This window comes from Nonomuraea roseola (assembly GCF_039535395.1).
Classification (GTDB): Bacteria; Actinomycetota; Actinomycetes; order Streptosporangiales; family Streptosporangiaceae; genus Nonomuraea; species Nonomuraea roseola.
In genome coordinates, this window is the sequence record NZ_BAAAXC010000015.1 from 4,727,458 (window position 1) to 4,744,390 (window position 16,933).

General features: G+C 70.6%; 6 protein-coding genes. All 6 read left to right on the forward strand.

Annotation, left to right across the window (positions count from 1 at the left end; genetic code table 11):
* Window positions 1–75 precede the first annotated feature (75 nt).
* The 6 genes from ABFX55_RS45875 (at window position 76) to ABFX55_RS45900 (ending at window position 16,848) form a co-directional block, all read left to right on the forward strand.
* Window positions 76–324: an MbtH family protein gene (locus ABFX55_RS45875; RefSeq protein ID WP_428834786.1), complete on the forward strand. Its 249-nt coding sequence runs from the start codon at window positions 76–78 to the stop codon at window positions 322–324.
* On the forward strand, window positions 321–9,530 hold the full coding sequence (locus ABFX55_RS45880) for a non-ribosomal peptide synthetase (RefSeq protein WP_346130121.1): 9,210 nt from the start codon (window positions 321–323) through the stop codon (window positions 9,528–9,530). Before ABFX55_RS45875 ends, ABFX55_RS45880 begins: the two co-directional genes overlap by 4 nt.
* The gene (locus ABFX55_RS45885; RefSeq protein WP_346130123.1) at window positions 9,527–13,408 is read left to right on the forward strand and encodes a non-ribosomal peptide synthetase; all 3,882 of its coding nucleotides are present in this window, start codon (window positions 9,527–9,529) and stop codon (window positions 13,406–13,408) included. The genes ABFX55_RS45880 and ABFX55_RS45885 overlap by 4 nt, the downstream gene beginning before the upstream one ends.
* The gene (locus ABFX55_RS45890) at window positions 13,380–14,654 is read left to right on the forward strand and encodes an MFS transporter (RefSeq protein WP_346130124.1); all 1,275 of its coding nucleotides are present in this window, start codon (window positions 13,380–13,382) and stop codon (window positions 14,652–14,654) included. Before ABFX55_RS45885 ends, ABFX55_RS45890 begins: the two co-directional genes overlap by 29 nt.
* Before the next feature lies 1 nt (window position 14,655).
* The gene (locus ABFX55_RS45895; protein WP_346130125.1) at window positions 14,656–15,561 is read left to right on the forward strand and encodes a TauD/TfdA family dioxygenase; all 906 of its coding nucleotides are present in this window, start codon (window positions 14,656–14,658) and stop codon (window positions 15,559–15,561) included.
* A 225-nt stretch (window positions 15,562–15,786) separates the two neighbouring features.
* Window positions 15,787–16,848 (forward strand): thiolase C-terminal domain-containing protein, encoded by a 1,062-nt coding sequence (locus ABFX55_RS45900; RefSeq protein WP_346130127.1) that lies wholly within the window; start codon window positions 15,787–15,789, stop codon window positions 16,846–16,848.
* Window positions 16,849–16,933: the final 85 nt, after the last annotated feature.

The following is a 16,933-nucleotide window of genomic DNA, read 5'->3' on the forward strand; positions in this document are numbered from 1 at the left end:
AAAGCGCCCTGCTGCTCCATTGCTGGCCGTAACATGTCGTGTTTTGCGGCTCTAAGTCCCACATTGTTCTTTGGCGTGTCCGGCAACCCCTGGCGCGGCGAAAGGGAGATAGGCGTACCCATGCCCAGTGGCGACTACAAGGTAGTGATCAACCACGAGGAGCAGTACTCGATCTGGGCATTGGATCGCCCCGCGCCGACAGGCTGGCGGGATGAAGGGTTTTCGGGCGACCGTAATAGCTGCCTTGCGCATATCGACAAGGTATGGACGGACATGAGGCCCCGCAGCCTGCGTGAGGCCATGCAGGAGTCCGAGCGGGCGTGAGCGCGCCTACCGATCAGGCGTCGGGTTTCGCGCTTCCTGCCTCTTTCGCGCAGGAGCGGCTCTGGTTTGTGGACCAGCTGGAACCTGGGCTCGCCGTCTACAACATCCCGTTCGGCACCAGCCTGCCGGCCGGTGCCGAACCCGACGCCGTGACCGCCGCCCTGGCCAGGGTCGTCGCCCGCCATGAGGTGCTGCGAACCGCGCTGGAGAACCGCGACGGCGTGCCGACCCAGATCGTGCTGCCCGAGGTCCCGATCGAGGTCGCGGTCACCGACCTGCGTGGACTCCGCGCCGATGAGCAGCAGGCACGGCTCGCCCAGGTACGTGAGGCCGACGCTGCCCGGTCCATCCCGCTCGATCAGGCCCCGCTGTGGCGGGCGCGCCTGATCCACACCGGGGGCGAGCACGACCACCTCTTCTTCACCGTGCATCACGTCGCCTTCGACGCCGCCTCCGTGGCGATCTTCCAGCGGGACTTCCTGGCCTGCTTCGGCGAGGCCGACCTTCCCGAGCCGCCCATCCAGTACGGCGACTTCGCCGCCTGGCAGCGCGGCCGGTGGGAGGGCGGCGAGCTGGCCGACCAGCTCGGCTACTGGCGCAAGCAGCTCGCCGACCTGCCCGAGCCGCTGCGCCTGTCGCCCCGGGCGCCCGACCCCGGCCTTCCGCGGCACGCCGGCGGCGACATCGGCTTCGAGCTGCCCACCGCCACCGTGCAGGGTGTGCACCGGATGGCGCGGGAGCGGCGGACCACGCCCTTCGTGGTGTTGCTGGCCGGGCTCAAGGCGCTGCTGTCTCGCCTGGCTGGGCGGGCGGATGTGGTGGTCGGCTCCCCGGTGGGCGGGCGGCCGCTGCCCGAGCTGGAGCCTCTGATCGGCAACTTCGTCAACACCCTGCTGCTGCGCACCGAGTGCGCGCGGGAGGTGAGCTTCGACGAGCTGGTCGACCGGGTGCGGACCGCGGTCTTCGACGCCCTCGATCACGCCGAGGTGCCCTACGAGAGGCTCGTCGAGGAGCTCCGGCCGGACCGTTCTGACGGTGCGGGTGCGCCGCTGCACCAGGTCGTGTTCAACCTGCTGCCCTCTCTGGTGACCAATGGGCAGGTACGCAACGGCACCGCCAAGGTGGACCTGCTGATCGACCTCGCCGAGGTCGACGGGCGCATCGACGGGCGCATCGAGTACGCGGCCGCGCTGTTCGACGAGGCCTGGGCGAGGGGGTTCGCCGCCCGCTACCGTAATCTGCTCGACGCCGCCCTGGCCGCGCCGGAGACCTCCCTGGCCGACCTGCCGCTCCTGCTGCCCGGCGAGGAGGAGCGCCTCACCACGGCGTCACCACCGTTCGGCGCCGAGTTCGACACCGTGACGGAGGCCTTCGCTGCCCAGGTGGCCGACCGCCCCGACCAGGTGGCGGTGGCCGACGCCGAGGGGCGCAGCCTGACCTATGCCGAGCTGGACCGCAGGTCCAACCGGCTGGCCCACCGCCTGGCCGGGGTGGCCCGCCCAGACACCCCGGTGGCGATCTTCCTGGACACCGACGTCGAGCTCGCCGTGGCCGTGCTCGCCGTGCTCAAGGCGGGCGCCGCCTACCTGGCGCTCGATCTGGAGCACCCCGTGGAGCGGCTGCGCCAGCTGCTGGCCGACTCCGGTGCGACAGCCGTACTCACCAGCGCGGCATTCGAGACCGACCTTCCGGTCATCGACGTGCGCGAGACGGGCGAGCTGCCGGAGACGGCCCCCGAGATCACCCGTCACCCGGACATGCTCGCCTACGTGATCTACACCTCCGGCTCGACCGGCCTGCCCAAGGGGGTGGGCATCGCCGACCGGCACCTCACGGCCTACGTGGCCGGGGTCAGCGGGCTGCTCGGCCTGGCCCCGGGGTTGCGCCACTCGATGGTGCAGCCGTTGACCTTCGACTTCAGCGTCACCGTCTTCCACGGTTCGCTCCTCACCGGCGGCACGCTCCACCTGGCTCCTCGGGAGCGCGCGACCGACGCCGCGTGGATCGCCGAGCACCTCCGGCGCGACCGGATCGACCTGCTGAAGATCACGCCCTCGCATCTGGCCGCCCTGCAGCTCGACCAGTTGCCCGCGCGCACGCTGGTGTTCGGCGGCGAGGCGTCTCGCTGGGATTGGGTACGGCAGCTGCGCGCGCGTCCGAGCGGTCCCGCGGTCGTCAACCACTACGGCCCCACCGAGACCACCGTCGGCGTCCTCGGCCTCGCACACGATCAGGAGCCGGCCGGAGCGGGCCCGGTCACGCCCATCGGCTTCCCGCTGCCCCATGCCGAGGCCTACATCCTCGATGAGGACCTGCGCCCGGTGCCCGACGGGGTCGTCGGCGAGCTGTGCATCGGCGGCGCCACCGTCGCCCGCGGCTACCTGGGCCGGCCAGGACAGACCGCGGCCGTCTTCGTCCCCCATCCCTTCGGCCGGCCGGGTGCGCGCATCTATCGCACCGGCGACCGGGCACGGCGGTTGCCGGGCGGCGCCATCGAGTTCCTCGGCCGTGCGGACGGCCAGGTCAAGATCCGCGGGCACCGGGTCGAACCAGGAGAGGTGCAGGCCGTCCTGGCCGCCCATCCCGCCGTCACCGACTGCGTGGTGGTCGTGCGCGGGCAGGACGAGCCCGAGCTGGTGGCCTACGTCGTCGGCGACACCCGACAGCTGCCCGGCTACCTGGCCGAGCGCCTGCCCGCCTACCTGATCCCCGCGCACCTCGTCGAGCTGCCCGCGCTACCGCTGGCCGCGCACGGCAAGGTCGACCGGTCCAGGCTGCCCGACCCGCCCGACGCCGTGGAGGCCGAGCGGGTGCCTCCGCGCGGCCCGGTGGAGGAGCTGGTGGCCGGCCTGTTCGAGGCGCTGCTGGAGAGCGGTCCCGTCGGCAGGGACGACGGCTTCTTCGCGCTGGGCGGCCACTCTCTGCTGGCCATCAAGCTGATGGGCCGCCTGCGCAAGGCGTTCGGCGTCGGGCTCTCGCCCAGGGCGCTGTTCGAGTCGCCCACGGTCGCAGGGGTCGCCGCCCTGGTGGCCGCGGCGCAGGGCCGCGGTGCCGAGCAGGTTCCGCCTGTCGTCCCCGTGCCCCGGGACGGCCTGCTTCCCGCCTCCTACTCGCAGCGCCGGCTGTGGTTCCTGGACCAGCTCGAGCCGGAACTGGCCGTTTACAACACGCATGTGCGCCTACGACTTCGCGGTGCCCTGGACGTGGCGGCGCTGGAGCGTGCCCTGGTCATGGTGGCCGCCCGCCATGAGACGTTGCGGTCGCGGTTCGTGCAGCGCGACGACGACCTGTTCGTGTCGGTGGCGGCCGAGGCCGTCGTGCCCTTCGAGATGGTCGAGCCTTCCGAGCTGGAAGCTCGCGGTGCCCGCCGGTTCGACCTGACCGCCGAACCGCCGATCCGGGCTGCTCTGGTACGGCATGCCGTGGATGATCACGAGTTGCTGGTGACGCTGCACCACGTCGTCACCGATGCGTGGTCGGCGGTGCTGTTCGCCCGCGAGCTGGGTGAGTGTTACGCGGGCAGGGCGTTGCCGGAGCTGACCGTGCAGTACGCCGACTTCGCGGCCTGGCAGCGGGAGCGGGTCGAGGGCGAGCTGCGCGGCACGCAGCTGGCCTACTGGCGCAAGCGGCTCGCCGGAATGCCGGAACGCCTGGAACTCCCGACCGACCGCCCGCGCCCCGCTCGCCGGGACTACGTGGGCGCGAACGTCCCGATCACCGTCCCAGGCCCTGTCGTGGAGCGGCTGCGCGCCATGGGCGCGCAGGAGAACGCCTCCCTCTTCATGACCATGGTCGCCGCGCTCTCGATCGCGCTCTCCCGCGCGACCGGGCAGCGGGACATCGTGATCGGCACGCCGGCGGCCGAGCGGCCCCGGCCCGAGCTGGAGTCGCTGATCGGCTGCTTCCTCAACACGCTGGTGCTGCGTGCCGACACCTCGGGCGACCCCACCTTCCACGATCTGCTCAAGCAGGTCAGGGCCACCACGCTCGAGGCCTTCGCCAACTCCGAGGTGCCCTTCGAGGCGCTCATCGAGGAGCTGCAGCCCGAGCGCGACCTGGGCGCGACGCCACTGGTCCAGGTGCTCTTCAGCCTGGAGGACGCCGACCGCCCCGCGGTGAGCTCGGGCGGGCTGACCATGGAGTGGCGGGGAACCGGCACCTCGACGGCCAAGTTCGACCTCACCATGTACCTGCGCAGGGAACCCGGCGGGGTCGGCGGCATCCTGGAATACCGCACCGACCTGTTCGACGAGGCCACCGCCCAGCGCATCGCCGCGCTCTACACCGAGGTGCTGGCCGCCGTCGCGGCCGGGCCCGAGGAGCCGATGTCGGCCCTGCCCGCGCTGACCGCCGCCGACGAGGCGCTGGTGGAGCAGTGGAACGACACGGGCGCGCCGGAGGAGTACGCCTCCCTGGCCGAACTGCTGGCCCGGCGGGTGGCTTCGTCGCCGGACGCGCCGGCCGTCTGGGACGGCTCCTGGTTGACGTATGCCGAGTTCGGCGCGCGGGTTCAAGGGCTGGCTTCGGTCCTCCGCGAGCAGGGCGTACGGCTGGGCGATGTGGTCGGCGTCTGCCTTCCGCGCAGCGCCGACCTGGTCGTGGCCGTCCACGCGGTCGTGGCTGCCGGAGCCGCCTACCTGCCACTCGATCCCGGCTACCCCGACCAGCGGCTGGACTTCATGGTCGAGGACGCCCGCGCCGGCGTGGTGATCACTGAGGAGCCTGAGCGCTTCCCCGGGCTCGTCACGGTGGCTCCGACCGCGTCCGCGGACGGGCCGCTCGACCTTGCGATCCCACCGACCGCCCCGGCCTACCTGATCTACACCTCCGGGTCGACGGGCGTGCCGAAGGGCGTGCTCAACTCCCACGAGGCCATCGTCAACCGGCTGACCTGGACCGATCACGCCTTCCTGCTCACCGCCGAGGATCGGGTCCTGCTGAAGACGACCTTCACCTTCGACGTGTCGGTCTGGGAGCTGTTCTGGCCGCTCATCGCCGGAGCCGGGCTCGTGGTCGCCGCCCCCGACGCGCACCGCGACCCGGCCGCGCTGGTCCGGCTCCTCGCGGCTCACGGCGTGACCACCGTGCATTTCGTGCCGTCGATGCTGGACGCGCTCCTGGACGAACCAGTCCTCGACCTGCCCTCGCTGCGCCGGGTCTACTGCTCCGGCGAGGCGCTGCCGTCTTCCCTGGTCGCACGCGCGCACGAGCGGCTGCCTGGCATCGAGGTGCACAACCTCTACGGTCCCACCGAGGCCGCCATCGAGGTGACCTGGCACAAGTCCGAGCCGGACGAGTCCCGCACGCCGATCGGCGCGCCCATCCGGGGCGTCAGGATCGAGATCCTCGACTCCGACCTGCGCCGCGTTCCCGTCGGCACTCCCGGCGAGCTGTGCATCGCCGGCATCGGCGTGGCCCACGGCTACGCGCGGCGTCCCGGGCTGACCGCCCGGCAGTTCGTACCCGACCCGTACGGCCCGGCCGGCGCGCGCATGTACCGCACCGGAGACCTGGCTCGCTGGTTGCCGAACGGCGAGGTCGACTACCTGGGCCGGATGGACGGCCAGGTCAAGATCCGTGGCATGCGCGTCGAGCCAGGGGAGATCGAGTCGCTCCTGGCCGCGCACCCATCGGTCAGGAGCGCGGTGGTGCAGCCCGTGCGGGGCGTGCTCGCCGCCTACGTGGTCGGCACGGCCGACCCTGCGGCGCTCACCGGCCTCCTGCGCGAGCGGCTGCCCGAGCACATGATCCCGGCCTCGTTCACCTTCCTCGACGAGCTCCCGACCAACGCCAACGGCAAGCTCGACCGCGCCGCCCTGCCCGAGCCCGGTCAGGTGCACCAGGACTCCGCGGGCACCCCGCCGCAGGGTCCGGTGGAGGAGCTGGTCGCGACGCTGTTCGAGTCGGTGCTGGAAACCGGTCCGGTCGGCAGGGAGGACGGCTTCTTCGCGCTCGGCGGCCACTCGTTGCTGGCCATCAAGGTCGTCACCCGCCTGCGCGCCGCCTTCGGCATCGAGCTGCCGGTCCGAGCCCTGTTCGAGGCGCCGACCGTGGCCGGTCTGGCGGAGCGCATCGCCGCCGCGCGCACCGCCACCTCGGTCGAGGTCGTGCCCATCCCGCGCGACGGGTTGCTGCCCGTGTCGTACGGCCAGCGGCGGCTGTGGTTCCTCGACCAGCTGGAGCCGGAGCTGGCTGTCTACAACACGCAGGTGTGGTTGCGGCTGCGGGGCCCGCTGGATGTGGCGGCGCTGGAGCGTGCGCTGGTCGCGATGGCTGTCCGGCACGAGGTGTTGCGATCGCGGTTCGTGCAGCGTGACGACGATGTGTTCGTCTCGGTGGCGGCCGAGGCCGCTGTGCCGTTCGAGGTGGTGCGGTCGGAGGAGCTGCGGGCCTTCGGTGCTCGGCGGTTCGATCTGACGGTGGAGCCGCCGATCCGGGCTGCTCTCGTACGGCACGCGCCGGAGGATCACGAGCTGCTGGTGACGATCCATCACGTGGCCAACGACGCGTGGTCGTCCGGACTGTTCGCCCAGGAGCTGGGTGAGCTCTATGCGGGTCGCGAGCTGCCTGACCTGGCCGTGCAGTACGCCGATTACGCGGCCTGGCAGCGGGACCGGGTCGAGGGCGAGCTGCGTGACACCCAGCTGGCCTACTGGCGCGAGCGACTGGCGGGCATGCCGGAACGCCTGGAGCTCCCGACGAGCAGGCCGCGTCCCGCTCGCAGAGGTCATGACGGAGGCAACATCCCGTTCATGATCTCTCCGGAGGTCTCCGAACGCCTCCGGCTGCTCGGCGCGGACGAGAACGCATCGCTCTTCATGACGCTCCTGGCCGCCTTCACCGCTCTGCTCGCCCGCCACACCGGACAGCGGGACATCGTGGTCGGCACCCCCGCTGCCGAGCGGCCCCGGCCGGAGCTGGAGCCGCTGATCGGCTTCTTCCTCAACACCCTCGTGCTGCGCACCGACTGCTCCGGCGACCCCACCTTCCGAGAGCTGATCGGCCGGGCCAGGAACACCGCGCTCGATGCCTTCGCCAACTCGGAGGTGCCCTTCGAGGCGCTCGTCGAGGACCTGCAGCCGCGTCGTGATCTCGGCAGCACGCCGCTGGTCCAGGCGCTCTTCAGCGTGGAGGACGCGGAGCGGTCCGAGCTCCGCGTCGGCGATCTGGAAGCCGAGTGGGTGAGCTCGGGCACGACCACCGCCAAGTTCGACCTGTCGCTGTATGTCCAGCGCTTCCCCGGCCAGCTCGGTGGGATCTTCGAGTACCGCACCGACCTCTTCGACGCCGACACGGTTTCGCGGCTGGCCGAGCACTTCGCCGCTCTCCTGTCCGCCGCCGTCGCCGATCCTGACCTGCCCGTCTCGGAGCTGCCCCTCCTGATCGCCGATGTGGCGTCGGTGGAGGGGTGGAACGCGACGGGTGCGGCTCGGGAGTTCGTGGCGTTGCCGGATGTGGTGGCTCGGCGGGTGGCCGCGTCGCCGGATGCTCCTGCTGTCTGGGATGGCTCCTGGTTGACGTATGCCGAGTTCGGGGCACGTGTGAACGCGCTGGCCTCGGTGTTGCGGGAGAAGGGTGTACGGCTGGGCGATGTGGTGGGCGTGTGCCTGCCTCGCGGTGCCGACCTGATCGTGGCCGTGCATGCCGTGATGGCGGCCGGAGGTGCCTACCTCCCGCTGGAGCCCGGCTACCCCGATGAGCGCTTGTCCTTCATGGTGGCCGATGCCGGTGCCCACGTCGTGATCACCGATGAGCCCGAGCGCTTCCCCGGGGTGACGGTGAGTCCGGCTGCGTCAGGGGACCCGGCTCCGCCGGGTGTCCGGATCCCGCCCGGCGCCCCCGCCTATCTGATCTACACCTCCGGCTCCACCGGCCGTCCGAAGGGGGTGCTCGTTTCCCATGAGGCCATCGCCAACCGGCTGGTGTGGATGGGGGAGGCCTTCCCCCTGACCCCCAGTGATCGGGTCATGCACAAGACGCCGTTCACTTTCGACGTGTCGGTGTGGGAGCTGTTCTGGCCCCTCATGGAGGGAGCCGGCCTGGTGGTGGCGCCTCCTGGGGCTCATCGCGACGCGGACGCGCTGGTCGAGCTGATGCGACGGGAGAACGTGTCGATGGTGCACTTCGTGCCGTCGATGCTGGACGCGGTCCTGGAGGAGCCGGACCCGGCGGTGCCGTCGTTGCGGCGGATCGTGTGCTCGGGGGAGGCGCTGCCTTCTTCTCTGGTGGCTCGGGTGCACTCAGCATGGCCCGGCGTCGAGGTGCACAACCTCTACGGCCCGACCGAAGCGGCGGTGGACGTCACCTGGCACGCCTGCCAGGTGGGCGAGGAGCGCACGCCGATCGGGGCGCCGATCAGGGCGACGCGCATCGAGATCCTCGACGCCGATCTGCGCCGGGTGCCCGTGGGCGCCGCCGGCGAGCTGTGCATCGGCGGAGTGCAGGTCGCGCAGGGGTATGCCGCGCGGCCGGGCCTGACGGCCGATCGGTTCGTCCCCGATCCGTTCGGACCGCCCGGGTCGCGGTTGTACCGCACGGGCGACCTGGCACGCTGGCTGCCCGATGGCGAGGTCGACTACCTGGGCCGCATCGACGACCAGGTGAAGATCCGCGGCATACGGGTGGAGCTCGGCGAGATCGAGGCCGTCCTGGCTCAGCACCCTGGCGTCCAGGCGGCCGCGGTGCGTCCGGCCGGTGGCGTGCTGGCGGCCTACGTCGTCGGCACGGCGGATCCGGAGGACATGGCCGGCTTCCTGCGCCAGAGGGTGCCCGAGCACATGGTGCCCGCCTCCTTCACGGTGCTGGACCGCCTGCCGGTGACCGCCAACGGCAAGCTCGACCGCAAGGCGCTCCCCGAACCGCAGGCCCCTGTCGGCGTGCCGTACGAGGAACCGAGCGGTGAGATCGAGCGGGCACTGGCCGAGGTCTGGGCGGAGGTGCTGGGCGTCCCCACGCCCGGCGCCCACGACAGCTACTTCGCACTGGGCGGGGACTCCATCAGATCGCTCAAGATCGTCGCGCGCCTCCGGGCCCGCGGATACACCCTCGCGCTCGAGGACATCTTCATCCACCAGACGGTGCGCGAGCTCGCCCAGGTGGTCACCACCGGGACGGTGAACGAGAGCCGCGGCAGCGAGGCGTTCAGCATGCTCGGCGCCGCGGACCTGGACCGGCTGAAGCAGCGTTTCCAAGGAGGCAAGCGTTGACCGCTCTGGAACTCGAGGACGCCTACCCGCTGACCGCGCTGCAGTCCGGGATGCTCTTCCACAGCGCCTACCAGGAAGACTCCGCGACCTACCATGACGTCTTCACGCTGATCCTGCGCGGGCCGTACCAGAGCGACACCTTCCGTGCCGCCCTTCGCGAGGTCATGGCCCGGCACTCGGTCCTGCGCACCTCGTTCGACCTGACCGGCTTCGACGAGCCCATCCAGCTGGTCTGGCAGGACGTCGAGCCACCCGTCCAGGAGCTCGACCTGTCCGGGTTCGAGGACCCCGGGCAGCGCCTGAGCATCTGGCGCGAGCAGGAGAAGCACCGGCCCTTCGACTGGGAGGCGCCGCCGCTCTTCCGCGCCGTCATCCACCACCTCGACACCGACGAGTTCGCGCTCACGCTGAGCTTCCACCACGCGATCCTCGACGGCTGGAGCGTCGCCACCATGGTGACCGAGCTGCTGGACCGCTACGCCGCGGGGCTGCAAGGGGTACGGCAGGCGCCGGCCGTGCCGCCGCCCTCCACCTTCCGCGACTTCGTCGCCAGGGAGAAGGAGGCGGTGGCCTCGCCGCAGACCGAGCAGTTCTGGCGGGACGTGCTGGCCGACGCGCCGGTGACCGCGCTGCCCAGGCTTCCCGGCTACCGGACGGGAGACGCCGAGGACACCGTCTCGCATGCCGTACGCCTTGATGACCAGCTCGTCGAAGGGCTGGAGCGGGTGGCGCGGCAGGCGAGGGTGCCGCTGCGCACCGTGCTGCTCGCCGGGCATCTACGCGTGCTGGCGCTCCTGACGGGCGACAGCGACGTGGTCACCGGCATCGTGACGCACGGCAGGCCCGAGCACGAGGCGGCCGAGCAGGTCCTCGGGCTGTTCCTCAACAGCGTGCCGGTGCGGGTGCGCACCGACGTGCCGAGCTGGGAAGAGCTGATCAAGCGGGTCTTCGCCGCGGAGGTGGCGTTCCTGCCGCACCGGCTGTATCCGCTGTTCGAGATGCAGCGTCTCAGCCAGCGCTCTCCCCTGATCGACGTGCTCTTCGACTATCGCGACTTCCACGTCTACCAGGACCTCGGTCCCGGCGGGGTCATCCAGGTCGTGGAGAGCGAGTTCTTCGAGCAGACCAACCTGCCCCTGTCCGCGAACTTCACCTGGTCGCCGCAGGTCGGCGGGCTGGAGTTGAAGCTCAAGTACGACATCACGCAGTTCTCCGCCGATCAGGTCGTGCGGGCGGGCGAGCACTACCGCCGGGTCTTCACGAAGATCGCCGAGGATCCGGCCGCTGACCCGCGCGAGTCCGAGGAGCTCCTGGCCGCCGATATGTCGTCGGTGGAGGGGTGGAACGCGACGGGTGCGGCTCGGGAGTTGGTGGCGTTGCCGGATGTGGTGGCTCGGCGGGTGGCCGCGTCGCCGGATGCCCCTGCTGTCTGGGATGGCTCCTGGTTGACGTATGCCGAGTTCGGGGCTCGGGTTCGCGGGTTGGCCGCAGTGCTTCGCGAGCAGGGTGTACGGCTGGGCGATGTGGTGGGCGTGTGCCTGCCTCGCGGTGCCGATCTGATCGTGGCCGTGCATGCGGTGATGGCCGCTGGTGGGGCCTACGTGCCGCTGGAGCCGGACTACCCGGATGAGCGTTTGTCCTTCATGGTGGGTGACGCCGGGGTTCGTGTCGTGATCACGGGGGAGCCTGGCCGTTTCCCTGGTTCGGTGGTGGTGGCTCCTTCCGAGTCGGCGGAGGGGCCGGTTCTCGGCCTGACGATCCCGCCGAGCGCTCCCGCCTATCTGATCTACACCTCCGGGTCGACAGGGCGCCCGAAGGGGGTGCTCGTTTCCCACGCGGCCATCGCCAACCGGCTGGTCTGGATGGGGGAGGCGTTCCCTCTCGGGGCTGGTGATCGGGTCGTGCAGAAGACGCCGTTCACCTTCGACGTGTCGGTGTGGGAGCTGTTCTGGCCCCTGATGGAGGGGGCCGGGCTGGTGGTGGCGCCACCAGGTGCCCACCTGGACGCGGCCGCGTTGATCGAGTTGATGCGCGCTCACAGCGTGTCGATGGCGCATTTCGTGCCGTCGATGCTGGACGCGGTCATGGAGGTCCCGGATCTGGACGTGCCGTCGTTGCGGCGGGTCGTCTGCTCGGGTGAGGCGCTGCCTGCTTCTCTGGTGGCTCGGGTGCACTCATCGTGGCCCGGCGTCGAGGTGCACAACCTCTACGGTCCGACCGAGGCCGCCGTCGACGTCACCTGGCATGCGTGCCGGGTGGGCGAGGAGCGGACGCCGATCGGGTCGCCGATCAGGGCCACGCGGATCGAGATCCTCGACGCCGATCTGCGCCGGGTCCCGGTCGGGACCGCAGGCGAGTTGTGCATCGGCGGGGTGCAGGTCGCGCAGGGGTATGCCGCGCGGCCAGGTCTGACCGCGGAGCGTTTCGTGCCGGACCCCTATGGCGAGCCAGGGGCGCGGTTGTACCGCACGGGCGACCTGGCACGCTGGCTGCCCGATGGCGAGGTCGACTACCTGGGCCGCATCGACGACCAGGTGAAGGTCCGCGGCATGCGGGTGGAGCTCGGCGAGATCGAGGCCGTCCTGGCTCAGCACCCTGGCGTGCAGGCCGCGGCAGTGCGGCCCGTCGGCGGCGTGCTGGCGGCCTACGTGGTCGGCACGGCGGAGCCGGAGGAGCTGGCGGGATTCCTCCGCCAGCGGCTGCCCGACCACATGGTGCCCTCGTCCTTCACCGAGCTGGACCGGTTGCCCGTCACCGCCAACGGCAAGCTCGACCGCAAGGCGCTCCCGGACCCGGCGCCGGTGGCCCGGGCTCCCTACGAGGCGCCCAGGGACGAGCTGGAAGAGACCCTCGCCGGGATCTGGGCGGAGATCCTCGGCGTGGAGCGTCCCGGCATCCGTGACGACTTCTTCGACCTGGGCGGACACTCGCTGCTGGCGCTCCGCCTGGCCCTGCGGATGCGGCAGGCGCTCGGCAGGGAGATCCCGGTCGCCACGGTCCTCGCCGCGCCGACGATCGCCCAGCTCACCGAAGCCCTGGCGGACGAGGGCGACAACCCGATCTCCCGTGGCCGGGTCGTGCCGCTGCGCACCGCGGGCAACCGTCCGCCCCTCTTCCTCATCCACGCCCTGGGCGGGCAGGTCTTCCGGTACCGGCCGCTCGCCCAGCACCTGGGTGACGACCAGCCGGTCTACGCCATTCCCGCGCACGGGCTGACCGAGGGCGACGCCGTACAGACCACCATCGACGAGATGGCCGAGACCTACGCCGGCTACGTCCGCGAGCTCTTCCCCGACGGGCCGTACTTCGTCGGCGGCTTCTGCATCGGCGGGAACATCGCCCTCGAAGTGGCCCGTCGGCTGCGCAAGGACGGCCACGACGTGCCGTATGTCTTCCTGGCCTGGTCCTCGGCGCAGGAGCCGGTCGTCGGCTCGACGCTGGAGGACGACACCGCGCTCATGGTGCACGCGTTGGCCGGCGGAGCCACCTCGCTCGACCCCCGCGAACTGAGCCTGATGGAGCCGGCCGAACGGCTGCTGGCCATCGTCAACGCCGCCACCAAGGAAGGCCAGCTCCGCACCGAGAGCACCGACCTCGACCAGATCCAGCGCTACGTCGAGGTCTTCCGCGCCAACGCGCACGCGGTGGGGCGCTACAAGCACGACACCTTCGACGGGCCGGCGATCCTGCTGATCCCCGAGGAGGACAACGCCCCGCCCGACGAGGACTACGGGTGGCGGGCGTTCGTCCCGAACCTGGAGACCGGGCTCATCCCCGGCGCGCGCTTCAGCGCGCTCTACAACCCCTACGTCACCCGCACCGCCAACGCATGGAGGAGGTGGATGGACCGTGGTCTCGAACACCGCGCCCGCCACTGAGGCAGCACCGACAAGCCTCTGGAAGCATCGCGACTTCCTCAAACTCTGGGTCGGTTACAGCACCTCCCAGTTCGGCGGCCAGATCACCGTCGTGGCCATGCCGCTGGTCGCCATCGTCGTGCTGGGCGCCACCGAGGCCGAGGTCGGCACGCTGGGCGCGGTCGGGCGGCTGCCGTTCCTGCTGTTCCTGTTCGCCGGCTTCTGGGCCGACAGGTTCCGCAAGCGGCCCACCATGATCGCCGCTGACATCGGCCGCTCCCTACTCCTCCTGGCGGTCATCGGCCTCTACGCCGCCGACATGCTGACGCTCTTCTGGCTCGGCGCGATCTCCTTCCTGTCGGTCGTGCTGTTCGTGTTCTTCGAGGTCGCGAACATGTCGCACCTGCCGTTCCTGGTGGGACGCGAGTTCATCGGCGACGGCAACGCCAAGCTCCAGCTGAGCAACTCCGTCGCCCGCGTCGCGGGCAACAGCGTCGGCTCCGTGCTGGTCAACGCCTTCATCGCGGTCCAGGTTCTGATCATCGACGTGGTGGCGCTGGTCGTCTCCGCGATCAGCTGCGCGCTCATCCGCAAGCCCGAGCCCGTGCCTGAGCGCAGCGAGGACCGGCCCGGCGTCTTCTCCTCCATCGCCGAGGGCCTGCGCTGGGTGCTGCGCGACTCGCTGATCCGCCCCAGCGTGATCGCCGCAGGCTTCTACATGTTCTTCTTCACCGGCATCGAGGTGCTGCTGCCCATCTGGGTCATCAAGGGCCTGGGCCTGCCGGTGTACTGGGTCGGCATCCTGCTGGCCATCGGCGGACCCGGCGCCATCCTGGGCTCGCTCCTGGCCGTCAGGTCGATGAAGAAGATCGGCATCGGGCCCTCCTTCTTCTGGATGACCGTCATCGGCAACCTCTCGCTCTTCCTCATCGGCCTGGCCACCGGACCCACCTGGCAGCTCGTCACCATGATCGGCCTCGCGCAGTTCCTGCTCGGCATCACCGGCCCGATCGCCATGGTGGCCAGCGGCACCCTCCGCATGGGCGCCACCCCCGAACGCCTCCAGGGCCGCGTCATGGCCTCGCAGCGGGCCGTCGCCCTCAGCTTGGCGCCCGCGGGCGCCCTGCTCATGGGCCTTCTCGCCGAAGGCATCGGCCTTCGCACCACCCTGCTCATCTGCGCCGCGGGCGCGGTGATCCCGATCATCGTGCTGGCGCTCTCCCCGATCCCTCGCACCAAGGGCATGCCGGACCCGCAGGAGCACTGACATGGACAAGTTCACTTCTGGCGCGACGACCATCGCTGTTCTGGGCTCCCCCGACCGCGACTCCGCTGATTCGCTGCTGCTTCAGCACGGCGCCGTCCTCTTCCGAGGGCTGGGCGTCGACTCGCCTGCCGCGTTCCACGAGTTCGTCAGGACCTTCGGGGAGCCGTTCACCAACTACCGCCACGGCAACTCGCCTCGCGTCGCCGTACAGGCCGGTGTCTGGACCTCCACCGAGTATCCGGCGGAGTACGAGATCTCCCTGCACAATGAGCTGTCCTACTCCCACCGGTGGCCTTCGCGGCTGTTCTTCTACTGCGATCAGGCCCCTGCCACCGGTGGCGCCACCCCTGTGTCCGACTCGCGTGCCGTGCTGGACGGGCTCTCGCCTGAGGTGCGTACGCGGTTCACGTCCCGTGGGGTCGCCTACCTGCAGAACCTGCATGGCGGGTTCGGACTCGGTAAGTCCTGGCAGGACACCTACGAGACCGAGGACCGGGGCGACGTTGAGCGCGCTCTCGCCGAGACCGGCGCCGAGTTCCGATGGACGGACGACGATGACCTGCGCGTGCGGCAGGTTCGGCCGGCTGTTCGTCAGCACCCGGTGACGGGGGAGGAGGTGTGGTTCAACCAGGCTGAGCAGTGGCACGTGTCCAGCTTGCCCGCCGATGAGGCTGAGGCCTTGTTGGAGATGGCCTCTTCCGATGAGGAGCTTCCTCTTCAGGCGACGTTCGGGGACGGCGGTGCCTTGGGCGTGGATGACCTTCGTATGGTGCGGGAGGTCGCCAAGCGAAACGAGTGCTCGTTTCCGTGGGAGCGGGGGGATGTCATGATGATCGACAACCTCCTGGTGATGCATGGCAGGCACGCTTACACCGGTAGTCGGAGGATTCTCGTCTCGATGATCTGACCTCGATCGCGGGAGCGCGGCGCGTACGGTGATCGTCCGCCGTCCGTTCGGTCATGCCCACCTGGTGGGCGAGCGCGATCTTCCTGGTGCCTAGCAAGCGCTTGCCTAACTCAGGGTGCCGCACTACCGTAACGGGCGGACGATCGGCTCGCCCGCACCGCCACCCACCGACATCCGGCGGTCAGAGGTCTGGGGGTGACGACGACGCCACTCGCCGGGAGGAGCATGCGCGGCACCATCGCCGGGATCGGGATGACACCCCTCACGCGGGCTTCCGGCAAGACGGAGCTGGAATTGGCGGTCGAGGCGGCCCGGCTCGCCTGCGCCGACGCCGGCCTGGACCCGCGCGAGCTCGACGCCGTCCTGAGCTACCACCTCAACGACTCCGCACCGGTCGTCCAGGTAGCTCGAGCGCTCCGGATCGACAGACTCGGCTGGCACAACGACATCTCCGGCGGCGGCACCCAGGCCGCGTCCATCCTCGGCGACGCGGCGATGCTCATCGGGGCGGGCCTGGCGCGTCACGTCCTGATCTATCGAGCCCTCAACGGCCGCTCGGGCAAGCGCATGAACACCGTCTCGACGGGCCCGCAGGAGCGCTTCACCATCCCGTACGGCATGGCGGGCCCCATTCCGATGTTCGCGATGGCCGCCACCCGCTACCTCCACGACACCGGACTCACCGAGGAGCACCTGCACGCCGTCGTCGCGCAGTCCCGCGAGAACGCCGCCTCCAACGACAGAGCCCTCCGCCGTGGCCCCCTGTCACTGGAGGACTATCTCGCCAGGCCCTTCGTCTGCAGTCCCCTGCGTACGGTCGACTGCTGCCAGGAAACGGACGGCGCCTGCGCGCTGGTGGTGAGCGCGGTGCTGCCAGGCCCGAGGATCAGGGCAGTGGTACGGGGAGGCGGCCCCGGTTGTTCAACAATGGACCGCTCACCCGACGTCACCACGATCTTCTCGACGTACGTGGCCCCCATGCTGTGGACAGCATCCGGTATGCATCCCACCGACGTGGACGTGGCCCTGCTCTACGACGCGTACTCGTGGCTCGTCCCCCGCCAGCTGGAGGACTTCGGCCTCGTGCCCCGACCGGACCTCGGAGCCTTCTTGCTGGCTCGGGGACACGCCGGGGTCAATCCACACGGGGGATTGCTCTCCGAGGGATACGTTCACGGACTCAACAATGTGGCACAGGCCGTACGCGAGGTGAGGGGTGGCGCGGGCGTCGCCCTGGTAACCGGCTTCGGCGGCTCCTACGGCAGCGCCGCCCTCCTCACCCTCTGACCCCAACCCCACCAGCCTCAGCCCGGATCCCTATGCCGGCCTCCGGGGCTCGGCCTCCGGGGCTCGGCCTCCGGGTCTGGGCCTC

Coding starts and splice junctions, on each gene's coding strand:
- ABFX55_RS45895 (WP_346130125.1), top strand. CDS start 14,656: ATGGACAAGTTCACTTCTGGCGCGACGACCATCGCTGTTCTGGGCTCC.
- ABFX55_RS45900 (WP_346130127.1), top strand. CDS start 15,787: ATGCGCGGCACCATCGCCGGGATCGGGATGACACCCCTCACGCGGGCT.